General features: G+C 45.5%; 17 protein-coding genes and 1 tRNA gene. 14 read left to right on the forward strand and 4 right to left on the reverse strand.

Annotation, left to right across the window (positions count from 1 at the left end; all coding sequences use genetic code 11):
* Positions 1-13: 13 nt before the first annotated feature.
* Together IPL85_04485 and IPL85_04490 are read right to left on the reverse strand one after the other, a co-directional pair.
* Positions 14-700 (reverse strand): UvrD-helicase domain-containing protein, encoded by a 687-nt coding sequence (locus IPL85_04485; GenBank protein ID QQS19507.1) that lies wholly within the window; start codon positions 698-700, stop codon positions 14-16.
* A gap of 191 nt (positions 701-891) precedes the next feature.
* Positions 892-2,094: an FAD-dependent oxidoreductase gene (locus IPL85_04490; protein ID QQS19508.1), complete on the reverse strand. Its 1,203-nt coding sequence runs from the start codon at positions 2,092-2,094 to the stop codon at positions 892-894.
* Between the two features lie 114 nt (positions 2,095-2,208).
* Here IPL85_04490 and IPL85_04495 point away from each other — a divergent pair, with 114 nt between their 5' ends.
* The 13 genes from IPL85_04495 (at position 2,209) to IPL85_04555 (ending at position 15,528) form a co-directional block, all read left to right on the forward strand.
* Positions 2,209-3,873, forward strand: a complete 1,665-nt coding sequence (locus IPL85_04495) for an FAD-binding oxidoreductase (protein ID QQS19509.1) — start codon at positions 2,209-2,211, stop codon at positions 3,871-3,873.
* 53 nt (positions 3,874-3,926) lie between these two features.
* Positions 3,927-4,955, forward strand: a complete 1,029-nt coding sequence (gene cyoA / locus IPL85_04500) for a ubiquinol oxidase subunit II (protein QQS19510.1) — start codon at positions 3,927-3,929, stop codon at positions 4,953-4,955.
* Positions 4,956-5,064: 109 nt separating this feature from the next.
* Positions 5,065-7,017: a cbb3-type cytochrome c oxidase subunit I gene (locus IPL85_04505; GenBank protein QQS20441.1), complete on the forward strand. Its 1,953-nt coding sequence runs from the start codon at positions 5,065-5,067 to the stop codon at positions 7,015-7,017.
* Positions 7,014-7,604, forward strand: coding sequence for a cytochrome o ubiquinol oxidase subunit III (cyoC, locus tag IPL85_04510; protein QQS19511.1), 591 nt, complete (start codon positions 7,014-7,016; stop codon positions 7,602-7,604). Before IPL85_04505 ends, cyoC begins: the two co-directional genes overlap by 4 nt.
* Entirely contained in the window at positions 7,604-8,005 is a 402-nt protein-coding gene (cyoD, locus tag IPL85_04515) for a cytochrome o ubiquinol oxidase subunit IV (protein ID QQS19512.1), read from the forward strand. Before cyoC ends, cyoD begins: the two co-directional genes overlap by 1 nt.
* Positions 8,002-8,859, forward strand: coding sequence for a protoheme IX farnesyltransferase (cyoE, locus tag IPL85_04520; GenBank protein ID QQS19513.1), 858 nt, complete (start codon positions 8,002-8,004; stop codon positions 8,857-8,859). Before cyoD ends, cyoE begins: the two co-directional genes overlap by 4 nt.
* An 18-nt stretch (positions 8,860-8,877) precedes the next feature.
* Positions 8,878-9,801, forward strand: a complete 924-nt coding sequence (locus tag IPL85_04525) for a flippase-like domain-containing protein (GenBank protein QQS19514.1) — start codon at positions 8,878-8,880, stop codon at positions 9,799-9,801.
* A gap of 213 nt (positions 9,802-10,014) precedes the next feature.
* Positions 10,015-10,089 (forward strand) — tRNA-Gln (locus IPL85_04530).
* Positions 10,090-10,295: 206 nt separating this feature from the next.
* Positions 10,296-11,282 carry a Fic family protein gene (locus IPL85_04535; protein QQS19515.1) on the forward strand — a complete coding sequence of 329 codons (987 nt, stop codon included), beginning with the start codon at positions 10,296-10,298 and terminating at the stop codon, positions 11,280-11,282.
* A gap of 525 nt (positions 11,283-11,807) precedes the next feature.
* Entirely contained in the window at positions 11,808-12,347 is a 540-nt protein-coding gene (locus IPL85_04540; GenBank protein QQS19516.1) for a hypothetical protein, read from the forward strand.
* Positions 12,348-12,368: 21 nt separating this feature from the next.
* A complete protein-coding gene (locus IPL85_04545) occupies positions 12,369-12,926 on the forward strand; it encodes a hypothetical protein (GenBank protein ID QQS19517.1) in 558 nt (185 codons plus the stop codon).
* Between the two features lie 188 nt (positions 12,927-13,114).
* Positions 13,115-13,294, forward strand: coding sequence for a hypothetical protein (locus tag IPL85_04550; protein QQS19518.1), 180 nt, complete (start codon positions 13,115-13,117; stop codon positions 13,292-13,294).
* Positions 13,294-15,528, forward strand: a complete 2,235-nt coding sequence (locus tag IPL85_04555; protein ID QQS19519.1) for a hypothetical protein — start codon at positions 13,294-13,296, stop codon at positions 15,526-15,528. Before IPL85_04550 ends, IPL85_04555 begins: the two co-directional genes overlap by 1 nt.
* Before the next feature lie 97 nt (positions 15,529-15,625).
* Here the strand turns inward: IPL85_04555 and IPL85_04560 are convergent, their stop codons facing one another.
* Positions 15,626-16,528 (reverse strand): IS982 family transposase, encoded by a 903-nt coding sequence (locus IPL85_04560; protein ID QQS19520.1) that lies wholly within the window; start codon positions 16,526-16,528, stop codon positions 15,626-15,628.
* Positions 16,529-16,681: 153 nt separating this feature from the next.
* On the opposite strand from IPL85_04560, the gene IPL85_04565 reads away from it, so the two are divergent.
* Positions 16,682-17,899: an ATP-binding protein gene (locus IPL85_04565; protein ID QQS20442.1), complete on the forward strand. Its 1,218-nt coding sequence runs from the start codon at positions 16,682-16,684 to the stop codon at positions 17,897-17,899.
* A 15-nt stretch (positions 17,900-17,914) separates the two neighbouring features.
* Here the strand turns inward: IPL85_04565 and IPL85_04570 are convergent, their stop codons facing one another.
* Positions 17,915-18,130, reverse strand: a complete 216-nt coding sequence (locus IPL85_04570) for a hypothetical protein (GenBank protein ID QQS19521.1) — start codon at positions 18,128-18,130, stop codon at positions 17,915-17,917.
* Positions 18,131-18,332: the final 202 nt, after the last annotated feature.

The following is an 18,332-nucleotide window of genomic DNA, read 5'->3' on the forward strand; positions in this document are numbered from 1 at the left end:
TGTGCGAGCTTTGCTATATCCTCAATAGTACCGACAGTAACCTCTGGTTCGGGGTTTTTGCACTTTCAAGTAGGCTAACAATTGACTGATACAGCGGCCGTGCAACCGTTACCTTCCCTGGCATTCGCGCTCGGTAAGGTGCGAGCGTCGACGCAACGGCTGGTGCGGTCGCTTCGATGACTTTTAGGTTTCGGGCGGCAATGGCTCGCAGGTTGTCGGCGCTCAGCAGCCCGCGTTTCACTTCGCTGATGGTGCTTACCAAATCGCCAAGATGGTGTCGAACTTGTTTAATTGGGCTGCGGTAGTCGGTTAATTCCAATATTTCTGAAAGTATTTGACGTTTTCCGAGTTCGTCGACTGGTCGTTCAAGCCTTAGCTCGGTGAAATACTCGGGGAATCGGTTAATCACTGTGCTCCCAAACGCATGATATGTCCCTATTTGCACATCGTAGGCAGCTTGGCCGATAATAGACAGCAATCGCTCGCGCATATTTTGCGCGCCACTTTCAGTAAACGTCAAACATAATATATTTTGTGGCAATGCATCTGTTACTTCCAAAATGTGCGCTGCGCGGGCGCTTAGGAGCTGTGTTTTGCCGGTTCCTGGCCCGGCTATGACAAGGACTGGCCCGTAGACCGCGTCAACTGCTGCGCGCTGCGCCGTATTTAATCGATTATATACATCTGTGAACTTGCTCACTTCGCTCCCTCATTCTGTAGCAGCATCATTTCCCACAGTATAACATTCCAGTAACTTAACTATGTGCGTCCGAGTTATCGGAATAAATACCTTACTGAACCACAGCCTGGTGTTAAGGGCCACTGTTAGCGTTAGGCGAGCGAGAGCGGTGCCTTTCCGGGCTAAGTAGCTTGCGGGGTGTTTTAGGCAAACTAGCTACAGATCGGGCAGAGATTTTCTCTGTCGAGCGTGCTACTCCATTGTACCGTGGCTTCGTGAGCAGGAAGGAGCTCGGCAAAGCCTTTTAGGTCCGCGACATTGCGTAACCAGTACGCCAACCTCCCGTGAAGATGCACATCTTTCCAAACCAGTGAAGCCCAGTTTGCGCCAACTGGCGTGACATAGGCAGGTTCCATGGGGCGGTAGGCAAGTTTTGGCCTGTCCTCACTCTCGGCTCTAAAATTGTGCGCAATAAAGTCGGCATCATAAAGCGCAGTTTGCGCCATGCCGCTGAAAGGCGTTTCAGCGTTGTCTCCGAGGACAAATATATTCTTCTGCCCTTCAGCGCGCAAAAACTCATCAACGACCACTTTTTTTCGATCGCTCAGAACAAAATTATTATCAGTAAAAAATGGGTTATTCATGGCGCCGGCAGTCCAAACTATAGTATGGCTACGGATAGGTTTTCCGGAAACAGTAAGCTCCTGTGCGCTTGCACCCTCCACTTTACTGTTGAGGTACAGACGAACGCCGAGTTTACGCAGGCGCCTTTCTATGGTTTTCCCAACTGGTTTCGGAAGCCGCGGCATTAGGTGTGGCATTGCTTCAACTAGGTCAATGTGTATCGGTCGTTCGGGAAGCCCATGCTTGGCCATGGTTTCTCGCAGGTAATCGCCTAACGAACCAGCCAGCTCAATACCGGTTGCACCGCCACCAACGATTATGTAGTTTAGATCTGGCTCATGCTCAGCGATAAGCTGTGCGTGCAGGTGGCGCTTAAAACGCTCTGCTTCGTAGACAGATTTTATACTATAGCTATACTCTGCTAGACCTGATATACCAAAATAATTTGTTACAGTACCGAGCGCGAGTACCAATTTGTCGTAGCTGATTGGGGTTTTGTTACCCTCTAGCGTTAGCGTATTTTTCGCGCTATCGAGACTTGTTGCTTTGCCGACAATAACTTGGACCGGGTCATCGGCTAGTATTTGTTCAAGTGGTATAGAGGATTGCTCGCTACTGCCCCCCGTTGCCGTTTCATACAGTGTTGGGTAGTAGGTGAAATCAAGCGTTTCAGTCACAAGAGTAACCTTTAGATGGGGTTGCCTGCCGAGCTCAATGGCTGCTCGGACGCCAGCAAAGCCACCTCCGACCACGACCAACTTAGTACGAGGAAGTTTTTTATCTTCTTTCATCTTCACCTAATTGTACCAGTAAGCATAAGTAGAAACTAATCAGGATATACGCCCGAATTCTTTAATATTCTGGCTATTCCGACTGGCTTGCAATGTGATAAGCTTAAGGTATATATGGATGGGCTAAAAGAAAAACTGGTTAAACATGGGTTTGAAGGTGAGCTAGACAATACGGCCGAAGCACTAGAGTTGTTTAGTCATGATGCCAGTATGTTCGAGCTGCGGCCTGAGCTTGTAGCAGCGCCAAAAAATTCGGCAGATTTGCAGCGGCTGGTTCGGTTTGTCTCGTCAAACAAAAAGAAACATCCTGGCCTATCTTTGACAGCCCGAGCCGCCGGAACAGACATGGCGGGCGGTGCAATCAATGAATCAATTATTGTCGACTTTGCGAAACATTTTACAAAAATTGGTTCCATAACGGGTTTTTCGGGAACCGCCCAGCCCGGTGTTTTTTATCGAGATTTTGAGCGTGAGACTCTGAAAAAAGGTGTGCTTATGCCATCGTATCCGGCCAGCCGCGACCTGTGCATGATAGGTGGCATTACGGCTAATAATTCTGGTGGCGAAAAATCGTTAGAATACGGTAAAGTAGAAAAGTTTGTGACTGAGCTAAAAGTGGTGTTTGCTGACGGAAAAGAGTACGTCGTTAAGCCTCTCACCAAAAAGCAGCTTGCGGCCAAGATTAACCAGGGCGACTACGAGGGTAAAATATATCAGCGTATTTTCAACTTGTGCGAGGAGCATTACGACATCATCAAGGAAGCGCGTCCCAAGGTGAGCAAAAACAGCATGGGCTATGGGCTGTGGAATGTCTGGGATCGTCAGACTGGAGTATTTGATCTTGGGCAGCTCATAGTTGGTTCGGAAGGTACGCTGGGACTTGTGACCGAAACAACTTTTCGGTTGGTTCCACACCGACCCCACTCTGGTTTGCTAGTGCTTTTTTTGAAGAACATTAACCATCTGGGCGATATTATCCCCGCGGTTCTAAAACACAAACCAGCTACGTTTGAAAGTTTTGACGACCAGACTTTACTACTAAGTCTTCGGTTTATGCCCGCGTTTTATAAAAGGCTTGGTTTTAGAAAATTTGTTCATTTACTGTGGAGCCTTATACCCGATGGTCTGCAGTTGCTCCGTGGTGTACCGAAACTAATTCTTATGATTGAGTTTAACGGTGAAACCGAAGAAGAAGTCCGCGCCAAAGTTGCTGCCCTGCACCGTGATTTGGGTCGTTACCGCGCCCGCTACGAAATAAACGGCTTCGAAGAAACGCCCACAGAAGGAAGAAGCGAAAAGTTTTGGATAATGCGTCGCTACAGTTTTCAGATACTGCGCAGTACAGTGAAAGACAAGCACACCGCGCCGTACATTGATGATTTTGCCGTGCCGCCAGAACATCTCACAGCGTTTTTACCTCAGCTGCAAAAAATTATCAGAAAATACAAGCTGTTTGCTACGATTGCCGGACATATGGGGGATGGTAATTTCCACGTTATCCCACTCATGAAAATAGAAGATGACCGTGAACGAAAAAAAATTGAGCCAAGTCAAAGGGAAGTCAACAACTTGGTTCTGAAATACAATGGGTCACTCAGCGGCGAACACAACGATGGTCTCGTGCGGGGCCCTTGGCTGGAAGCCCAATTCGGCAAGATTGTTCTTGCCTTGTTCAAAGAAGTAAAACACATTTTTGATCCCGAAAACATCTTTAACCCGCACAAAAAAACCGACTCCGACTGGGACTACAGTTTTTCGCACATAAGAGAGCACTTCTAACACACTTTTTCGTCGACGGATTGCAGGTTTTTCATGTACAATGATGCGTAAGCATGATGAGGGCGCTGCAGAAACTTACGAAAAAGCTAGCAGAGGTACAGCTGCCAGCTGTACCTCGCTTATCCCGAGTCAAGATGACGTGGTTGTTGGTTGGAGGTGCTCTTGTCGTCGTAGCTGTGCTAACTATGTTGTCGCTAAACCATTCGTTTCCGTTGCTGCAAACGCGTGGGGAGATTGCCAACCGACAACGTGATTTACTATTATTTGCGACTGGATTAGCGGTGATTGTACTTGTGCCGGTTTACGTAATGCTGTTTACGTTTGCTTGGCGTTACCGCGCAGGACACAAAAAAGACTACAAACCAAATTGGGATTCACACAAGGGTTACGAAACATTGTGGTGGGGCGTACCGTTGGCTATCATTGTGGTTCTGGCGGCGGTTACTTGGGTTACTTCTCACAGTCTAGACCCTTTTAAACCACTCTCATCCACGCAAAAGCCGCTGCAGGTGCAGGTTGTTGCCTTGCAGTGGAAATGGCTGTTTATTTATCCCGAAGAAAAAATCGCGAGCGTCGGCGAAGTTGCCTTCCCTGTCGGCCGCCCAGTGGAATTTACTATGACTAGCGATGCGCCGATGAACAGTTTTTGGATTCCGCAACTTGCCGGGCAAATATATGTTATGAGCGGTATGTCGACAAAACTTCATGTCTCAGCCGACAGCGTCGGTACCTATGCGGGTTTATCGGCTAATATTAGTGGTAAGGGCTTTGCCGATATGCGTTTTAACGCCCGGGCAATGTCAACGACTGATTATGACGCATGGGTCGCTGGGGTAAAAGGCAGTGGCAAGAAGCTCAACCAACAAACCTACGAAGTCCTTGCTCGGCCAGGTAAATCGGCAACCCTGCACTACCTGCTCGAGGAAACAAAGCTGTACGACCGAGTTATAATGAAGTATATGACTGAACATGGTACGACGCAGACGGCTGAAAATGAAACAAAACCCTCAGAGGAAAAAGCATCATCCCCGGTGAAACCAACTCATGATATGCCAATGATGCAATCAGAAGGGATGCACTAATGAGTGTCTCAGCTTCCATTTTGCATTTTGTTGAATATGGTACGTCTTGCTGCGAGTGCAGCTTACTGGGAAGGAATAGCTGATGTTTTTTGCAGATTTTCTCGGCCGGATGGAATGGAGTTACTTTTGGCACGGCTGGGTTCAGTTTGGTGGCCAGGCCGGATTGGTGCTCGGGCTGCTTACGGCGATTGGTCTTTTGACATATTTTAAAAAATGGAAATGGTTGTGGCGAGAGTGGCTAACGACGCAAGACGCCAAACGGATTGGAATCATGTATATTGCCGTTTCCGTCGTAATGTTGCTACGCGGTTTTGGCGATGCCATTATGATGAAGCTACAGCAAGCACTAGCGAGCGGAACGAGTGATGGTTTCTTGGAAAGTGAACATTTTCAGCAAATATTTACGGCTCACGGCACTATTATGATTTTCTTTGTGGCGATGGGCTTGATGTTTGGCATTATTAACCTGGTGTTGCCACTCCTGCTCGGAGCACGGGACGTTGCCTTCCCTACGCTCAACTCCATGAGCTTTTATCTCTACTTGGCAGGTGTGGTTCTGGTAAATGTTTCGCTGCTCTACGGTGAATTTGGTGCCGTCGGCTGGCTGGCGTATCCACCGCTTTCTGAACTAGCTTATAGCCCTGGTCCCGGTGTTGATTACTGGCTGTGGAGTATTCAAATAGCCGGCGTGGGCAGTATGCTCAGTGGCATAAATTTTATTGTGACAATCTTGAAGCTACGCTGTAAGGGTATGACCCTTATGAAAATGCCGGTTTTTGCGTGGAGTGTGCTCGGTGCAATGATGCTTACGGTTATAGTATTTCCCATTTTGACGGCGACGCTGTTTATGCTTTCGCTAGACCGAACTATGGGCATGCACTACTTTACGGCCGATCTTGGTGGCAACGCCATGATGTACATAAACCTTATCTGGGCTTGGGGGCACCCTGAAGTGTATATTTTGGTACTACCGGCATTTGGTATGTTCAGCGAAATTGTTGCTACCTTTAGTCGAAAGCGGCTGTTTGGCTACACGAGTATGGTTTGGGCACTTATGATTATCACGATTCTTTCTTTTCTAGTTTGGGCGCACCACTTCTTTACCATGGGTGCCGGTGGCAACGTTAACGCGTTTTTTGGGATTATGACCATGATTATTGCCGTCCCAACGGGTGTTAAAATATTTAACTGGTTGTTTACGATGTATAAGGGGAAGATTGAATTTATGACACCCATGTGGTGGTTTATGGCATTTGTAACGACGTTTCTTATAGGTGGAGCTACGGGAGTGCTTTTGGCGGTTCCGGCGATTGATTTCCAGGTGCATAACAGCTTGTTTTTGGTCGCTCACTTTCACAATACCATTATTGGCGGTGTGGTCTTTGGCTACCTAGCTGGTATTGCCTACTGGTTTCCTAAAATTTTTGGGTTTCGTTTGCATGAGAGACTTGGTAAAGCGGCAGTAACGTGTTGGGTGGTTGGTTTTTTTGTCACCTTTATACCAATATATATCCTTGGCTTTATGGGCGCTACCCGTCGGCTCGACCATTACGATCCAAGCATGGGCTGGCAGGGATTGTTTGTCGTTTCCGGTATCGGCACGTTAATAATCGGGCTGGGTGTTGTTTTTCAGTTGCTTCAGCTCGGCTATAGTATATGGAAGCGTAAGGAGCTACGGGACAACACTGGTGATCCTTGGAATGGGCGAACGTTAGAGTGGTCAGTCCCCTCACCTGCGCCGCATTATAACTTCGCTAGGTTGCCTGTCGTAGGCACACGCGACGCCTTCTGGGAAGCAAAACAGACTAAAAAAGCGCTGTTTTCTGGACCTTATGAGGCGTTTGAGTTACCAAAAAATACTAGCATTGGTGTGTTTACCGGTGGTCTTGCTTGTCTCTTTGGTTTTGCAGTGATTTGGCACTTATGGTGGCTAGTGCTTCTGGCTGCTGCTGGGCTGGCCTACCTGCTCATCCGGCGAACCTTTGAAGATGACATTGACTATAATGTTTCTGCCACGGAAGCCAAACGGCTCGACAAAGAGGCCAGAAAGGCGGACGTATGAGTAAAGGAAGCTTGCCGTCTCAGTTGCCGGCCGCGGATAGCAAAGGTTTATTTGGGTTTTGGGTATACCTAATGACCGATTGTATACTTTTTGCCAGCCTTTTTGCGACGTTTATTGTGCTGCGCGGCAACACGGCTGGTGGCGTTGGGGGCAGCGACATTTTTGAACTGCCCTTTGTTCTTGCCGAAACACTCATCCTACTAGCAAGCAGCCTGGCGAGTGGGTTGGCACTGTTGGCCGCGCACCGACGTAGTCGACATGGTGTGTTCCTCTGGTTCGGGATAACAGGTATGCTTGGTTTGCTTTTTGTTAGTATGGAAGTATACGAGTTTAGCAAACTTGTCTCAGATGGCCATAGTTGGACTAACAGTGCTTTCCTTTCTTCGTACTTTGGGCTGGTTGGGACGCACGGACTTCATATTTCTGTAGGCCTCATATGGCTGGCAGCGATACTGCTACATTTGAAGCAACGGACTTTTAACCCACGGTTATTGCAACGACTGACAATGTTTACCATGTTTTGGCATTTTCTAGACATTGTTTGGATTGGCATATTCACCATTGTGTATCTGGTGGGGGTTATATAATGAAGCTACCTAGTTACATACAGAGGCTACCAAACTTTCGTGAAGCCAGCCTGGCAACTTACCTCGCTGGGTTTGGACTTTCAGTCGCTTTGACACTTTCTGCTTTTGCGCTCGTCTGGGCTTACCGTGTATCTGACGGATTAATATTTAGTCGTGGTTTTCTGCTACTTGTTTTAGCCGTGCTGGCGACAAGCCAAATTGTCGTTCAGGTTTTGTTTTTCCTGCATATGTCGACTGAACGACGACTAAAAATGAACCTCTACGGAGGTATATTTACAATATTTGTAGTCCTGTGCCTGGTAGTTGGTTCTATCTGGATTATGCAAAACCTTGACTACAACATGATGCCAACAAATCAAACAGAGCACATAGAATACGAAGAAAGCATCAGACAGCCGTGAGATTGAAAGACTTTATACTGGTCGCAAAGCCGGGAATTGTAGTCGGGAATACGCTAGCGGTCTTGGGCGGCTTTTTGTACGGTTCGGTGGACGGAGTGCACTTTACTGCCCTTGTTGGTGCTGTATTTGGCGCGCTTCTAATAATCGCGGCGTCGTGTGTGCTAAACAACTATCTCGACCGTGATATAGACCGCCGCATGCACCGTACGGCAAAACGGGCTTCAGTGACAGGCATCATACCTTACCGGATTGCTCTGTACTATGCGGCCGCTATGTATTTGCTTGGTTTTGGGCTGATGCTTTGGCTGACAAATATTCCCACGGCAGCAATCGGACTGACGGGTGCCGTGCTGTATACATCGGTCTATTACCATGCCAAACGGCGGACATACTGGGGTACTTTTGTGGGCGCATTCCCTGGGGCTACGCCACCGCTCGCTGGGTATGTCGCTGCGACCGGAAGATTGGATAGAGCCGCCCTGCTGCTGTTTATTATTATGTTTGTCTGGCAGATGCCTCATTTTTACGCGGTAGGAATTTTTCGCATGGAAGATTATAAACGAGCTAATCTGCCCATATTGCCCCTGGCGAAAGGTTTAAGCCGAACTGTATGGGAAATGCGCTTCTACGGTCTACTGTTTATAGTAGCTTGTTTTCTGCTAGCTCGGTGGGAAAAAGCTGGTTTTATGTTTGGACTAGCCATGATTACCATGGGTCTATACTGGTTGCAGCCAATGTTTAGCCCAAACTGGCGCCGAGCAACAGAAGCAACAGCACAGCTTGTTTTTAAGCGATCATTGCAGGTACTTATTGCACTCTGTTTTTTTCTAGCCATGTCTCACGTACTGCTTTAGGAGGAGTACAATATACTTATGGTTCGATTAAAAAAGAACTGGGTTCGGCCAGGTGTTTCGCTGATTTTCACGGCGGCAATCATTATATTTGTGGTTCAGAACTGGCAGAAGTTTGTCGACAGCGTGCGCGTTATGCGCAGTGTTCCGCATAGCGATTTTTCAGCCAGTATTCCGCTTCTTACGTTGACATTCTTTCTGGCTGCGGCGGCATATAGTTTTTTGGCGTTTCGCCGGCTAAAACTGCGGGAATTGTTTGTGGTTGAACTGGCGGCAGCGGCTATAAATCGGCTGATTCCTTCTGGGCTTGGTGGTTTGGGCTTGCACGGTTTGTACTTACATAACCGCAAACATTCAACTGCTCAGGCGACAGCTGTTGTTAGTATAAATAACCTGCTCGGCATTTTTATCCATCTGTCGCTTTTATGCGCCGTTATTGCGTCAGGTGCTGCTGGGCAATTTCGTTTGGGATGGCAGCTTAAACAGGGGTGGATTTTACTTGGGATCGTAATTTTGGTTGGCGCCTTACTTTTGATTGCGCCGGTGCGCAAAAAACTAAAACAGTTTGGACATAATTTGCTTGTAAGTTTTAAGCACTACGAAAAACAGCCTCACAAACTAGCGTATGCAGCGCTCGCACTGTTGGCGCTAACGCTCATAAATTTACTAATTTTACACCTTGCCACTCGTAGCTTTGGCGTCTTGCTCGATGCACCTTCACTGTTTGTTGTCTACACCGCAGGAGTTTTTATGGGGGCTGCGGTGCCTACGCCCGGTGGTTTGGCCGGTGTGGAAGCCGGTCTTGTCGGCGGCTTTCTAGCCTATGGTATAGCTGGCACTACCGCGCTTGCTATCGCGCTCTCTTTTCGTCTGGTAACTTACTGGGTGCCGATTGTGCCTGGTTTTATCTCGCTTATGATCTGCCGCCGGTTAAAGCTACTCTGAAGTTGTATTGGCTAGTCATCTCAAGTAGAATAACATCTGGTATTTGATACTATTTGTTGGGGGTTGGCCAAGTGTGAGAGCCGTCTGCGGCGGGTCGCAAGGCAGTCTTTCAGATTTGCAGCTAGCCTGCTAGTATGAAAGCTGCGGGCTCGTTAAAGGTGAGTCGGATACCATTCGCAGCCAATGTACATTTTAAAATTTATCTATCAATAATGGGGGTTGGCCAAGTGGTAAGGCACCAGGTTTTGGTCCTGGCATTCGGGGGTTCGAATCCCTCACCCCCAGCCATGAAGTTTTATAGAGAAGAAAAATGCACATTTTTGTGCATTTTTTGTTTTCTCGATTTCACCACCTCTGTTATCTGGGGTTCGAATCCCTTAAGCCGTATCTCTCTATTCTGATTGTGTTCTAGCCAGCACCCAAGAGTATTTTTCTAGGACACTTACCTAGACATTTACCAGGACATTTATCAGTTTGTGTGATATAATTAAACTATGAAAGACTACGCGCCGGTATATACAATTACATCTAAGATTACCAGCTTGGTGTACCAGATAGCACAGGATTTGGAGCGTATTAATATTATTCGCGAGCAAGTTCTCACGCCTCACCTTCGTCGTGAAAATCGTATCAAGACTATTCGTTCATCGCTCTATATTGAGGCAAACAGCCTAAGTCTAGAGCAAGTAGCTGATGTTATAGATGGTAAGAACGTTGTTGGCCCGTTGCAAGATATCAACGAAGTAAAAAACGCCATGGAAGCGTACGATAGACTCTTGGACTGCGACCCATATAGCCTAAAAGATTTGCTAGCTGAGCACAAACTCATGACAAAGGACACTGTAAACGAATCGGGTCGATTTCGTAGTCACGGGGTAGGCGTGTTTGCTGGTAACATCCCAATTCATGTTGCGCCTCCTGCGGAACAGGTTCCCCTACTAGTCGAGCAGCTATTGTTTTGGGCAAAGACTGATAATTTACCGCAAATTATAAAATCGTGTATTTTCCATTATGAATTTGAGTTTATTCACCCGTTTGCCGACGGTAATGGTCGTATGGGCAGGATGTGGCAAACGCTACTTTTATACCAAGAAAACCCAGTGTTTGGGTGGTTGCCGGTAGAAACGATTGTTGCGAATCGTCAAAGTCAATACTATGATGCAATCCAGCGCTCAACAAAAGAAAATGACAGTGCTATCTTCGCTGAATTTATGTTAACTGCGCTTGCAGAAGCTGTAGCGGAGTTCAAGAACAATCAAGGCTCGGTTGGCACACCGCTAGAACCACCACTCAGTAAAACCGAACAAGCGGTACTAGATACTATCCTGAGCAACCCTTACGCTACCTACCAAGAGATTGCCCAAAAGATCGAAAAGACATCTAAAACTGTTCAGCGTGCATTAGTCAGTTTAAAAGACCGTGGAATCGTTTCTCGGGTAGGTTCGGACAAGACGGGGCATTGGGTGATAAGCAATACGTAAACATCAACTAGAGCGCGTCGACAACATTAATTAGCTTGCATTTATAAGATATGTCTACACAAGGCGAAGATAAAATCACACTGTATAGGTCACTCTTCCGTGGACGCGACGACATCTTCGCAAGACGATGGGAAAAAGACGGAAAATGCTACATTGTATAGTACCGAGTTTAGGGATGATTTCGTTTAGCGCCAACTGTAGGGACCTCTTTCCTTGAGCTAGGAGCATAAGACTAATGACCTGAAAGGTAAGCACCCGTGACCGGGTGAAATCTTGCACGCTGCGTTTGTAACGAGTTATGAATGTTTTGTCGTGCAGGAGTGTTAGCGTACGCTCGAGATGAACTGTTTTTTTCATAAGTACTCCACTATGTTAGTGGGTACTATTGTATCTTGGGAGCGTTACAAAATGCCAGTGGTTTTATTGGTGGGGGCTTAAGTTAACGGCAGCGAGGCATAGACTCCATTAAATAAATTATTGTGATATAATGCTACCCAACAGAAGATAATAGAATATGGAGCTACTATGATACGCAATAGATTATTCAATAAATTGACATTAGGTCTTGCTAGCCTCGCTCTCATACCAGTGGGTGTGGCGTACGCACTTATTACAGCTCAGGCGACCCTATCGGGCAACACTATTAGCGCTTCACCGGGCCTATTGATCAGTAAAGCTGGGTCAGCCTATGGCACCCAATTGAGTGGTTTTACATTTAATATCATCGTCGGGGACACTGCTACTCCTTCTGAGATATTTACAATCAAAAACACAACCTCGAAACCACTTGCGATTGGTCTCGGCCTTGCAGAGGCAATCAGCTTTAGCGGTGGCACCGTCAATAACGACAAACTTAACGCTATACTAAACTGTAGTGATTCTTCGATTACCGCAAACGGTACAGCCACAGCACTAGTTAATAGTTCTGTCATTTCAAGTACAAAACTTGCCGCAGGTGCAACAACAAACTGTACTGTATCATTCGGTATGGATGTGGATGCGATTACATCTGGGGCTGAGGTAACCTCAAACCCTTTTGCACTCAAATTGACCGCACAAGAGTAGCTTAGAGGCAAAAACTAAGTTATGCGAATTCCACAGCTGCGAACTATCACACTACCTGTGTTTCTGACTCTCGTATTAATAGCTGAATATGCAATAATACCGTCAGCTTTTACCCTGGCACAAAGTAATCGAAAATCAAATATACTGGAAGTGCTTAACGACAAGGGCTCTTGGGTCAACAGCACTCGAGGTATTCGTGCCACTGAAATTACCCCAGGTATTGGTGCATCAACATCCATCTACCTACGCAACGCAACAGATAAACCACTCGTGGTCAGACTCATTGTTACAGATCGTCGGATTAACTCAACGGGTATCGATTCACTTGATTCAGTCATCGTGAAAGTAACTGGCGAACAATGCCAGCAAACCGTTTCGGCAACTCTAATGAAACTCTCTAGCGGTGACTCGTTGCAGTTACCGTGTTCCCCTCTTGACGCAGGAGTCCAGGGCGATCCCCGTAGTGTAGCACGCAGTGGAAATTACACGCTTTCTCTCGACATAAAACCCGATAGCGACATGAAAGCACAGGTTCGCATAAACAACTTTGACCTGAAGTTTGAGGGCAAGCCGCTATGAGTAGGCGGTTTAATAGCCTGTTCGGGTTCCGTAGTGGTTACACAATTAAATTTTTGGTGTTATCGCCGTTATTATCACTGTCATTTTGCCTGTTTTTTTCCGCCAACCTTCTGGCACTTAATCCAAATACCGTTGAGGTCAGCAACAACCAAATAGTTGCCAAAACCAAACAAAAACCAACTTGTTATATGGATACTGTACGTATATCCGATGTTCAGGTTTGGGATGATCATTGCATTTACATGCTTAATAACGTTGGTATACTCGATGGCGGCAGCCTGACTATCCAGCCTGGAGTTATTTTGAAGGTACGGCAATACGACGTAAACCAGGTTGGAATCGAGGTTTCGGGGGCGGTAAACTTATAATGAATGGCACCCCTACGCGACACATTTACATGGCTTTTGGACATAATGATTCTCTTGGGGGTAGTGATCCAAATGGTGGCAACGAAAATGAAGCCGTTCGCGTAGCTATCATGAGTAATGGGTCACTGGATATGCACTACACTGATATTCGTGATTTTGAAGAGTCTTTGCATACACGTTGTAGCCTTGTAGATAGCCAGGTGAGTATCTCAGACAACATATTTCACGGCGATATTTATGCTAATTATTGTGGTGAATCAAATCTTGAATTTAAGCGTAATCGTATAATAGACCATAATGCCTATCTTGATAACATTTCTGACCTTAGTGTTTTTATGCTTAACGGGGTAGATTCTAACACATTTGAGTCATTAGGTACGGCTAAGCTTAAAGTTAGTCAGTCTGTTTTACCCGCCGATAAATCATGGTTCGTAAACCCCGCTAGTGGTGTGCAGGTGCTTGAAGCTTCACTAATTTCTATTGATGGCTCACTTTCGATTGGACAAGACATGCAAGTTCACATGTTAAGCGAGTGTCGCGGATCAAGAGCGCTTGGAGTTAATAGTGGTGGGATTTTGTCTATCCAGCCAGGTGTAGTAGTAAGTATCGGCGATACCATCAGTAACTGCGTGGCATCGTATGGTATTGATGTCTCAGAAAATGGAACTGTCGAGATGGATGGATCGCCCGATAAGCCAATCAGATTTACAAAACTCAGCAGCAGAAGCAGTGACTACTATAGGGTGGCAATGAGTGCACGCAATGCACGTAGGCTACGAATAAGCCATACTGAGTTCCAGTACGCGCAAAACGATCTCATTATCTCTGGGGCAAGCCAAGGAACCTTATCTCTTAGTGATAATTACTTTGGCGGCACGGTTAACATCCGTGATCGTTCCAAGACCGATACCTCGATTTTTCGCAACACCTTTGCTGGTGTTGGGCATCCTGTGGTTAGTGGTGTCGGAAACCCTTCGGCATATCTTGAAAACTCAGATATTGCCATTCTTTCCTTTGACGGAGTTGAAGCAAATAAAATAATTAAAGATAATCAAAATGGATTAAGTGTTCAGTTTGTTAATAGCTACCTTAGCCATGACTCTTCTTGGACGCTACGTAAAGAGCATAATTTGCCAGCTCTCGTAATAAATAATCTTACGATCAGGGGGCAACTTACCTTTAACCCAGGAACAAGTATCAAGATTGCTGACGGTGCATCTGGCATCACTACAAGTGGCGCAGGAGAGATACGAAGCAACGGTACTACTACTTCACCCATTGTCGTCACTGTATTGAGCGATGACAGCGTCGGAGGTGATACGTTAGGCGATGGAGTCACCGATAATACGTCAACGTCCTACAAGGCCGCCTTTATCAACAACGGCGGTTACATCGCACTCTATAAGACCATGATCCTACATGCCAACAAGGCTTTCGTGGCCATTGATGGTGAGAGTATAATTGAGAATTCTGAACTATGGCTAGGCCATACTGGAGTTGTTAGTGAGGGTGGAAAAACCTTTATATATGAATCAAGTATTCATAATTTCAGTTATGGCATTGCTAGTATAGGCGGGCAGGTGTCTGCGCGTGGGATAACGCTCGACGCAATGACAAACAAGGGGGTGGCATCTTGTAATTGGGACCGCTTATTAAGAAGCCCAAATTGTCTAGTTGATGTAAGCTTCGCTGCCTGGATAGGCGGAGTAACTCCGGCCAATGATGGTATATGTGGTGCAGTAGTTTTTTCTCCGTGGTACGATGGAGACGGCACGAAGTATGACACAACAACAAAGCCAGCAACATCAAATAATTGTGACTCAGCCGCAACTGAAGCCGGTCAACTTGTAACGATCAACAAATCATTTTTAGACCTTTTCAACAAAATCAGCATCGATTGCAATGATGGATTACAGGACGCATGCGCTGAGGCTAACAGACGACTTGCATGTATAGATGGTACGATAGATTTTGCTGACAAATACAAATTTATATCCTTCCCGTCTATCGAAGGTTTTGTAAAATCAACCTTTCTCGATAACATCTTTTCGCAGCTAAAGACAAATACTGACGCAATTGTGTACGATGGCGTAAGTGATGAGATCGTAGCGGTGCACGGCGACGCTATTGTCGAAACAGAAAGAATGCTTAAAATCGCAGATGCACTTCAAAAATCAATCAGTCTATATAACGACCTAAACTACGTTTACGGCACATGCTCAAATATACAGTAAAAATGTATATGATTTGTCAATATTGGTCACGTTAAGGCTTCTGTCGTTTTTTTTGAACGCGCCGTTAACTAACCTCAACTCGGCACAAGCCTCAGCCTTACACACCCAACAGTAGCGGTTGCGTCAGTAGCTTTTTCTCAGAATCTGTAAAGTTAAGACTGGGCTTTTTTGGTTGTAACTGATAGACGATGAGACCACTAATTAGATTGACTCCAAAGTTAATGGGGCTTCGATGTCTGCTGTGCTCTATCTGTTCTTGGTTCTTGAGTTGATCATTGATTGCTTCAATGATGCCACGACCACGGAGCATCACCTTATCTAACAGTGGGAGCAGTTTGTTCTTCATGTTTCGCCTAATACCCGTAATAAGCTGCGTAACCTGGTCCCAGAGCGCAGCAAACAAATCTTTCGAAATGTAGCCTCGGTCACCAAAAAGTTTACCGTGTATACGGTCGGCAAGCCTGGTAACTGTTTCAATACTGTTGTCGGGTGTATTACCGGGTGTTACGTAGAACGATACAATTTCACCGCATTCATTGACGATTAGGTGCAATTTGAAACCAAAGAACCAGCCCATACTACTCTTACCACGTTCAGCTAAACCCTTGAAGACTCTGTTCCTGCGTATACGTCGGTTATGGCAGACGACCAGTTTAGTTGAGTCGATATAGTTCGCCGTAGTCGGGACACTGAGCAAGCATGCCAGAAACGTGAGTAGTGGCACATTAACCTCGCTCATGAGCCCCAAGAAACGGGTATAGCTGACTAACTTTGGGAAGTCAGCCCGCAGATTGGTACAAACATGATTGAGATAGTAGTGTTTGGAATTCCGATGATTACTTTGATGGAAATGGATAATGATAGTAGGTACCTCACTCAGGCTAAGACGCCCTGGCTTGTTTCGTTGGCATAGCCCAGAGCTAATCCGTTCGGCCCGCCATTTCGGTTCAAACTCCTGAAAAAATTCATCAATGATGTAGAATAAAGCTACCAGTTCCATATTGGCGTCTCCTTTTTTTGTTTATGTTGTACAAACAAAGCATAACAAGACTTACGTCCTGTTATCTAGACGAAACGAGGAGACGCTTATGTCGAGCTGAGGTTAACTATAGTCGAAAAGTTGTATTTGAGATATTTTTCGATTATAGTAAGTATCATGATAAAACGACAACAGTATCTACAGACACTACGACAACTTAAAGATCAGCGATTGATAAAGGTCATTACTGGCATTCGTCGCTCAGGCAAGTCATCGTTGCTCCAATCGTTTAAGGAAGAACTTATTGAGTCTAGTGTTGCCGAGCGCCAGATCCAATCAATAAATTTCGAAGAAGCCGAAAATGTCGATCTCACAGATTGGCTTTCTTTGCACAACAGCATTGAGTCCAAGCTAGTTGATGGCAAAATGAATTATCTGTTCCTCGACGAAATCCAGATTGTAGATAATTTTGAACGAGTCGTCAATTCGTTATTTGTGAAAAGTAACGTAGATATATACATGACTGGTTCAAATGCGTTCTTGTTATCAAGCGAACTAGCGACACTTTTGACGGGAAGGTATATCTCTATCCACGTTTTACCATTTTCATTCGCCGAATACCGGCTAGCGATGCCCGATACTCGAAGTAATGATAGGCTATTAGCTCAATATCTATCTTCTAGCGCATTTCCTGAAGCAGTAACCTTATCTAAGACGAACCCCGCTCTTTCTAACAGATACTTGAAAGATTTATATGAAACAATTGTCAACAATGATATTTCAAATAGGTATGAGGTTAGAGACAAGGATGACTTCACGAGAGTTGTAAAATTTGTCTTTGATAGCATAGGAAGCCCGTTATCCGCTACTAGTATCGCAAAGGCTCTCACTAATCAGGATAACAAAACGTATCATGCGACTGTTATCCGATACCTAAAATATTTAACTAAAAGTTACTTAATCTATCCGGTCAGCCGATACGATGTGAAGGGTAAAAAATTGCTCACTACTAACGATAAGTATTACGTGGTTGATTTGGGATTGCGAGAGATAATGCTAGGCAGCTCACAGGTTTCTGATATTGGACATCGGCTAGAGAACGTCGTATATCTTGAGCTGCTGCGTCGTAATGAGGGAGAAGTTTGGGTTGGTAAAACAGATGATAGTGAAGTCGATTTTATTGTCCAAAAACCAGGCGGGGAGCGTGAGTATTATCAGGTGGCTTATCAGATCAACGATAACGAAAAAACCCTTGAACGAGAACTCGCCCCATTCAAAAAGATTAATGATAATTATCCCAAGTATATCTTGACAACAGATTTAATAAATGAGGAGTTTTTGGGTATCAAAAAGGTAAACGTTGTAGATTGGTTATTAAAAACAGAAGTATAGCTAGTCTGAATATTTTCAACAAATATACTCATAGCCAGCCTCCTCTTCGTCGTAGACTAGCTCGCCATTGACGTCCTTGACGCCGAGCTTCTTCAAGTTTTCGACGAGTTTTTCGATGGATCTCAGTGTCTTGTGGGTTATCACAAAAACAGGGGTTGAGGTGTTTGCAACTTCACACTCCGTCCCAGCCAAATTTAGTAACAGTGGTAAAATATGCCAAAAGATTGGCATATTTTGGTTTTAGTCACATTCTCATCTGTTATTTCAGGTTTGAATCCCTCATGCCCTGGCTGCCCCAATAATGCTCATAGGATGAGGTAGTATCGTGCACGTAATAGTAAGATTTTGTAACCCTACACAACTTTAATCAATATTTGAGTATATAAACCATAAGCGTTCGCCTTAAATGGCACTTTTTCGCATGTTGACTCGC

It is taken from the genome of Candidatus Saccharibacteria bacterium (genome assembly GCA_016699955.1).
Lineage (GTDB): Bacteria > Patescibacteriota > Saccharimonadia > Saccharimonadales > UBA4665 > JAGXIT01.

What these genes read in the sequence shown, in the direction of transcription:
- IPL85_04505 (QQS20441.1), top strand. Translation starts at nt 5,065, where the DNA reads ATGGAATGGAGTTACTTTTGGCACGGCTGGGTTCAGTTTGGTGGCCAG.
- IPL85_04540 (QQS19516.1), top strand. Translation starts at nt 11,808, where the DNA reads ATGATACGCAATAGATTATTCAATAAATTGACATTAGGTCTTGCTAGC.
- IPL85_04495 (QQS19509.1), top strand. Translation starts at nt 2,209, where the DNA reads ATGGATGGGCTAAAAGAAAAACTGGTTAAACATGGGTTTGAAGGTGAG.
- cyoA (QQS19510.1), top strand. Translation starts at nt 3,927, where the DNA reads ATGATGAGGGCGCTGCAGAAACTTACGAAAAAGCTAGCAGAGGTACAG.
- IPL85_04490 (QQS19508.1), bottom strand. Translation starts at nt 2,094, where the DNA reads ATGAAAGAAGATAAAAAACTTCCTCGTACTAAGTTGGTCGTGGTCGGA.
- IPL85_04555 (QQS19519.1), top strand. Translation starts at nt 13,294, where the DNA reads ATGAATGGCACCCCTACGCGACACATTTACATGGCTTTTGGACATAAT.
- IPL85_04545 (QQS19517.1), top strand. Translation starts at nt 12,369, where the DNA reads ATGCGAATTCCACAGCTGCGAACTATCACACTACCTGTGTTTCTGACT.
- IPL85_04560 (QQS19520.1), bottom strand. Translation starts at nt 16,528, where the DNA reads ATGGAACTGGTAGCTTTATTCTACATCATTGATGAATTTTTTCAGGAG.
- IPL85_04525 (QQS19514.1), top strand. Translation starts at nt 8,878, where the DNA reads ATGGTTCGATTAAAAAAGAACTGGGTTCGGCCAGGTGTTTCGCTGATT.
- IPL85_04570 (QQS19521.1), bottom strand. Translation starts at nt 18,130, where the DNA reads ATGCCAATCTTTTGGCATATTTTACCACTGTTACTAAATTTGGCTGGG.
- cyoC (QQS19511.1), top strand. Translation starts at nt 7,014, where the DNA reads ATGAGTAAAGGAAGCTTGCCGTCTCAGTTGCCGGCCGCGGATAGCAAA.
- cyoD (QQS19512.1), top strand. Translation starts at nt 7,604, where the DNA reads ATGAAGCTACCTAGTTACATACAGAGGCTACCAAACTTTCGTGAAGCC.
- IPL85_04550 (QQS19518.1), top strand. Translation starts at nt 13,115, where the DNA reads ATGGATACTGTACGTATATCCGATGTTCAGGTTTGGGATGATCATTGC.
- IPL85_04535 (QQS19515.1), top strand. Translation starts at nt 10,296, where the DNA reads ATGAAAGACTACGCGCCGGTATATACAATTACATCTAAGATTACCAGC.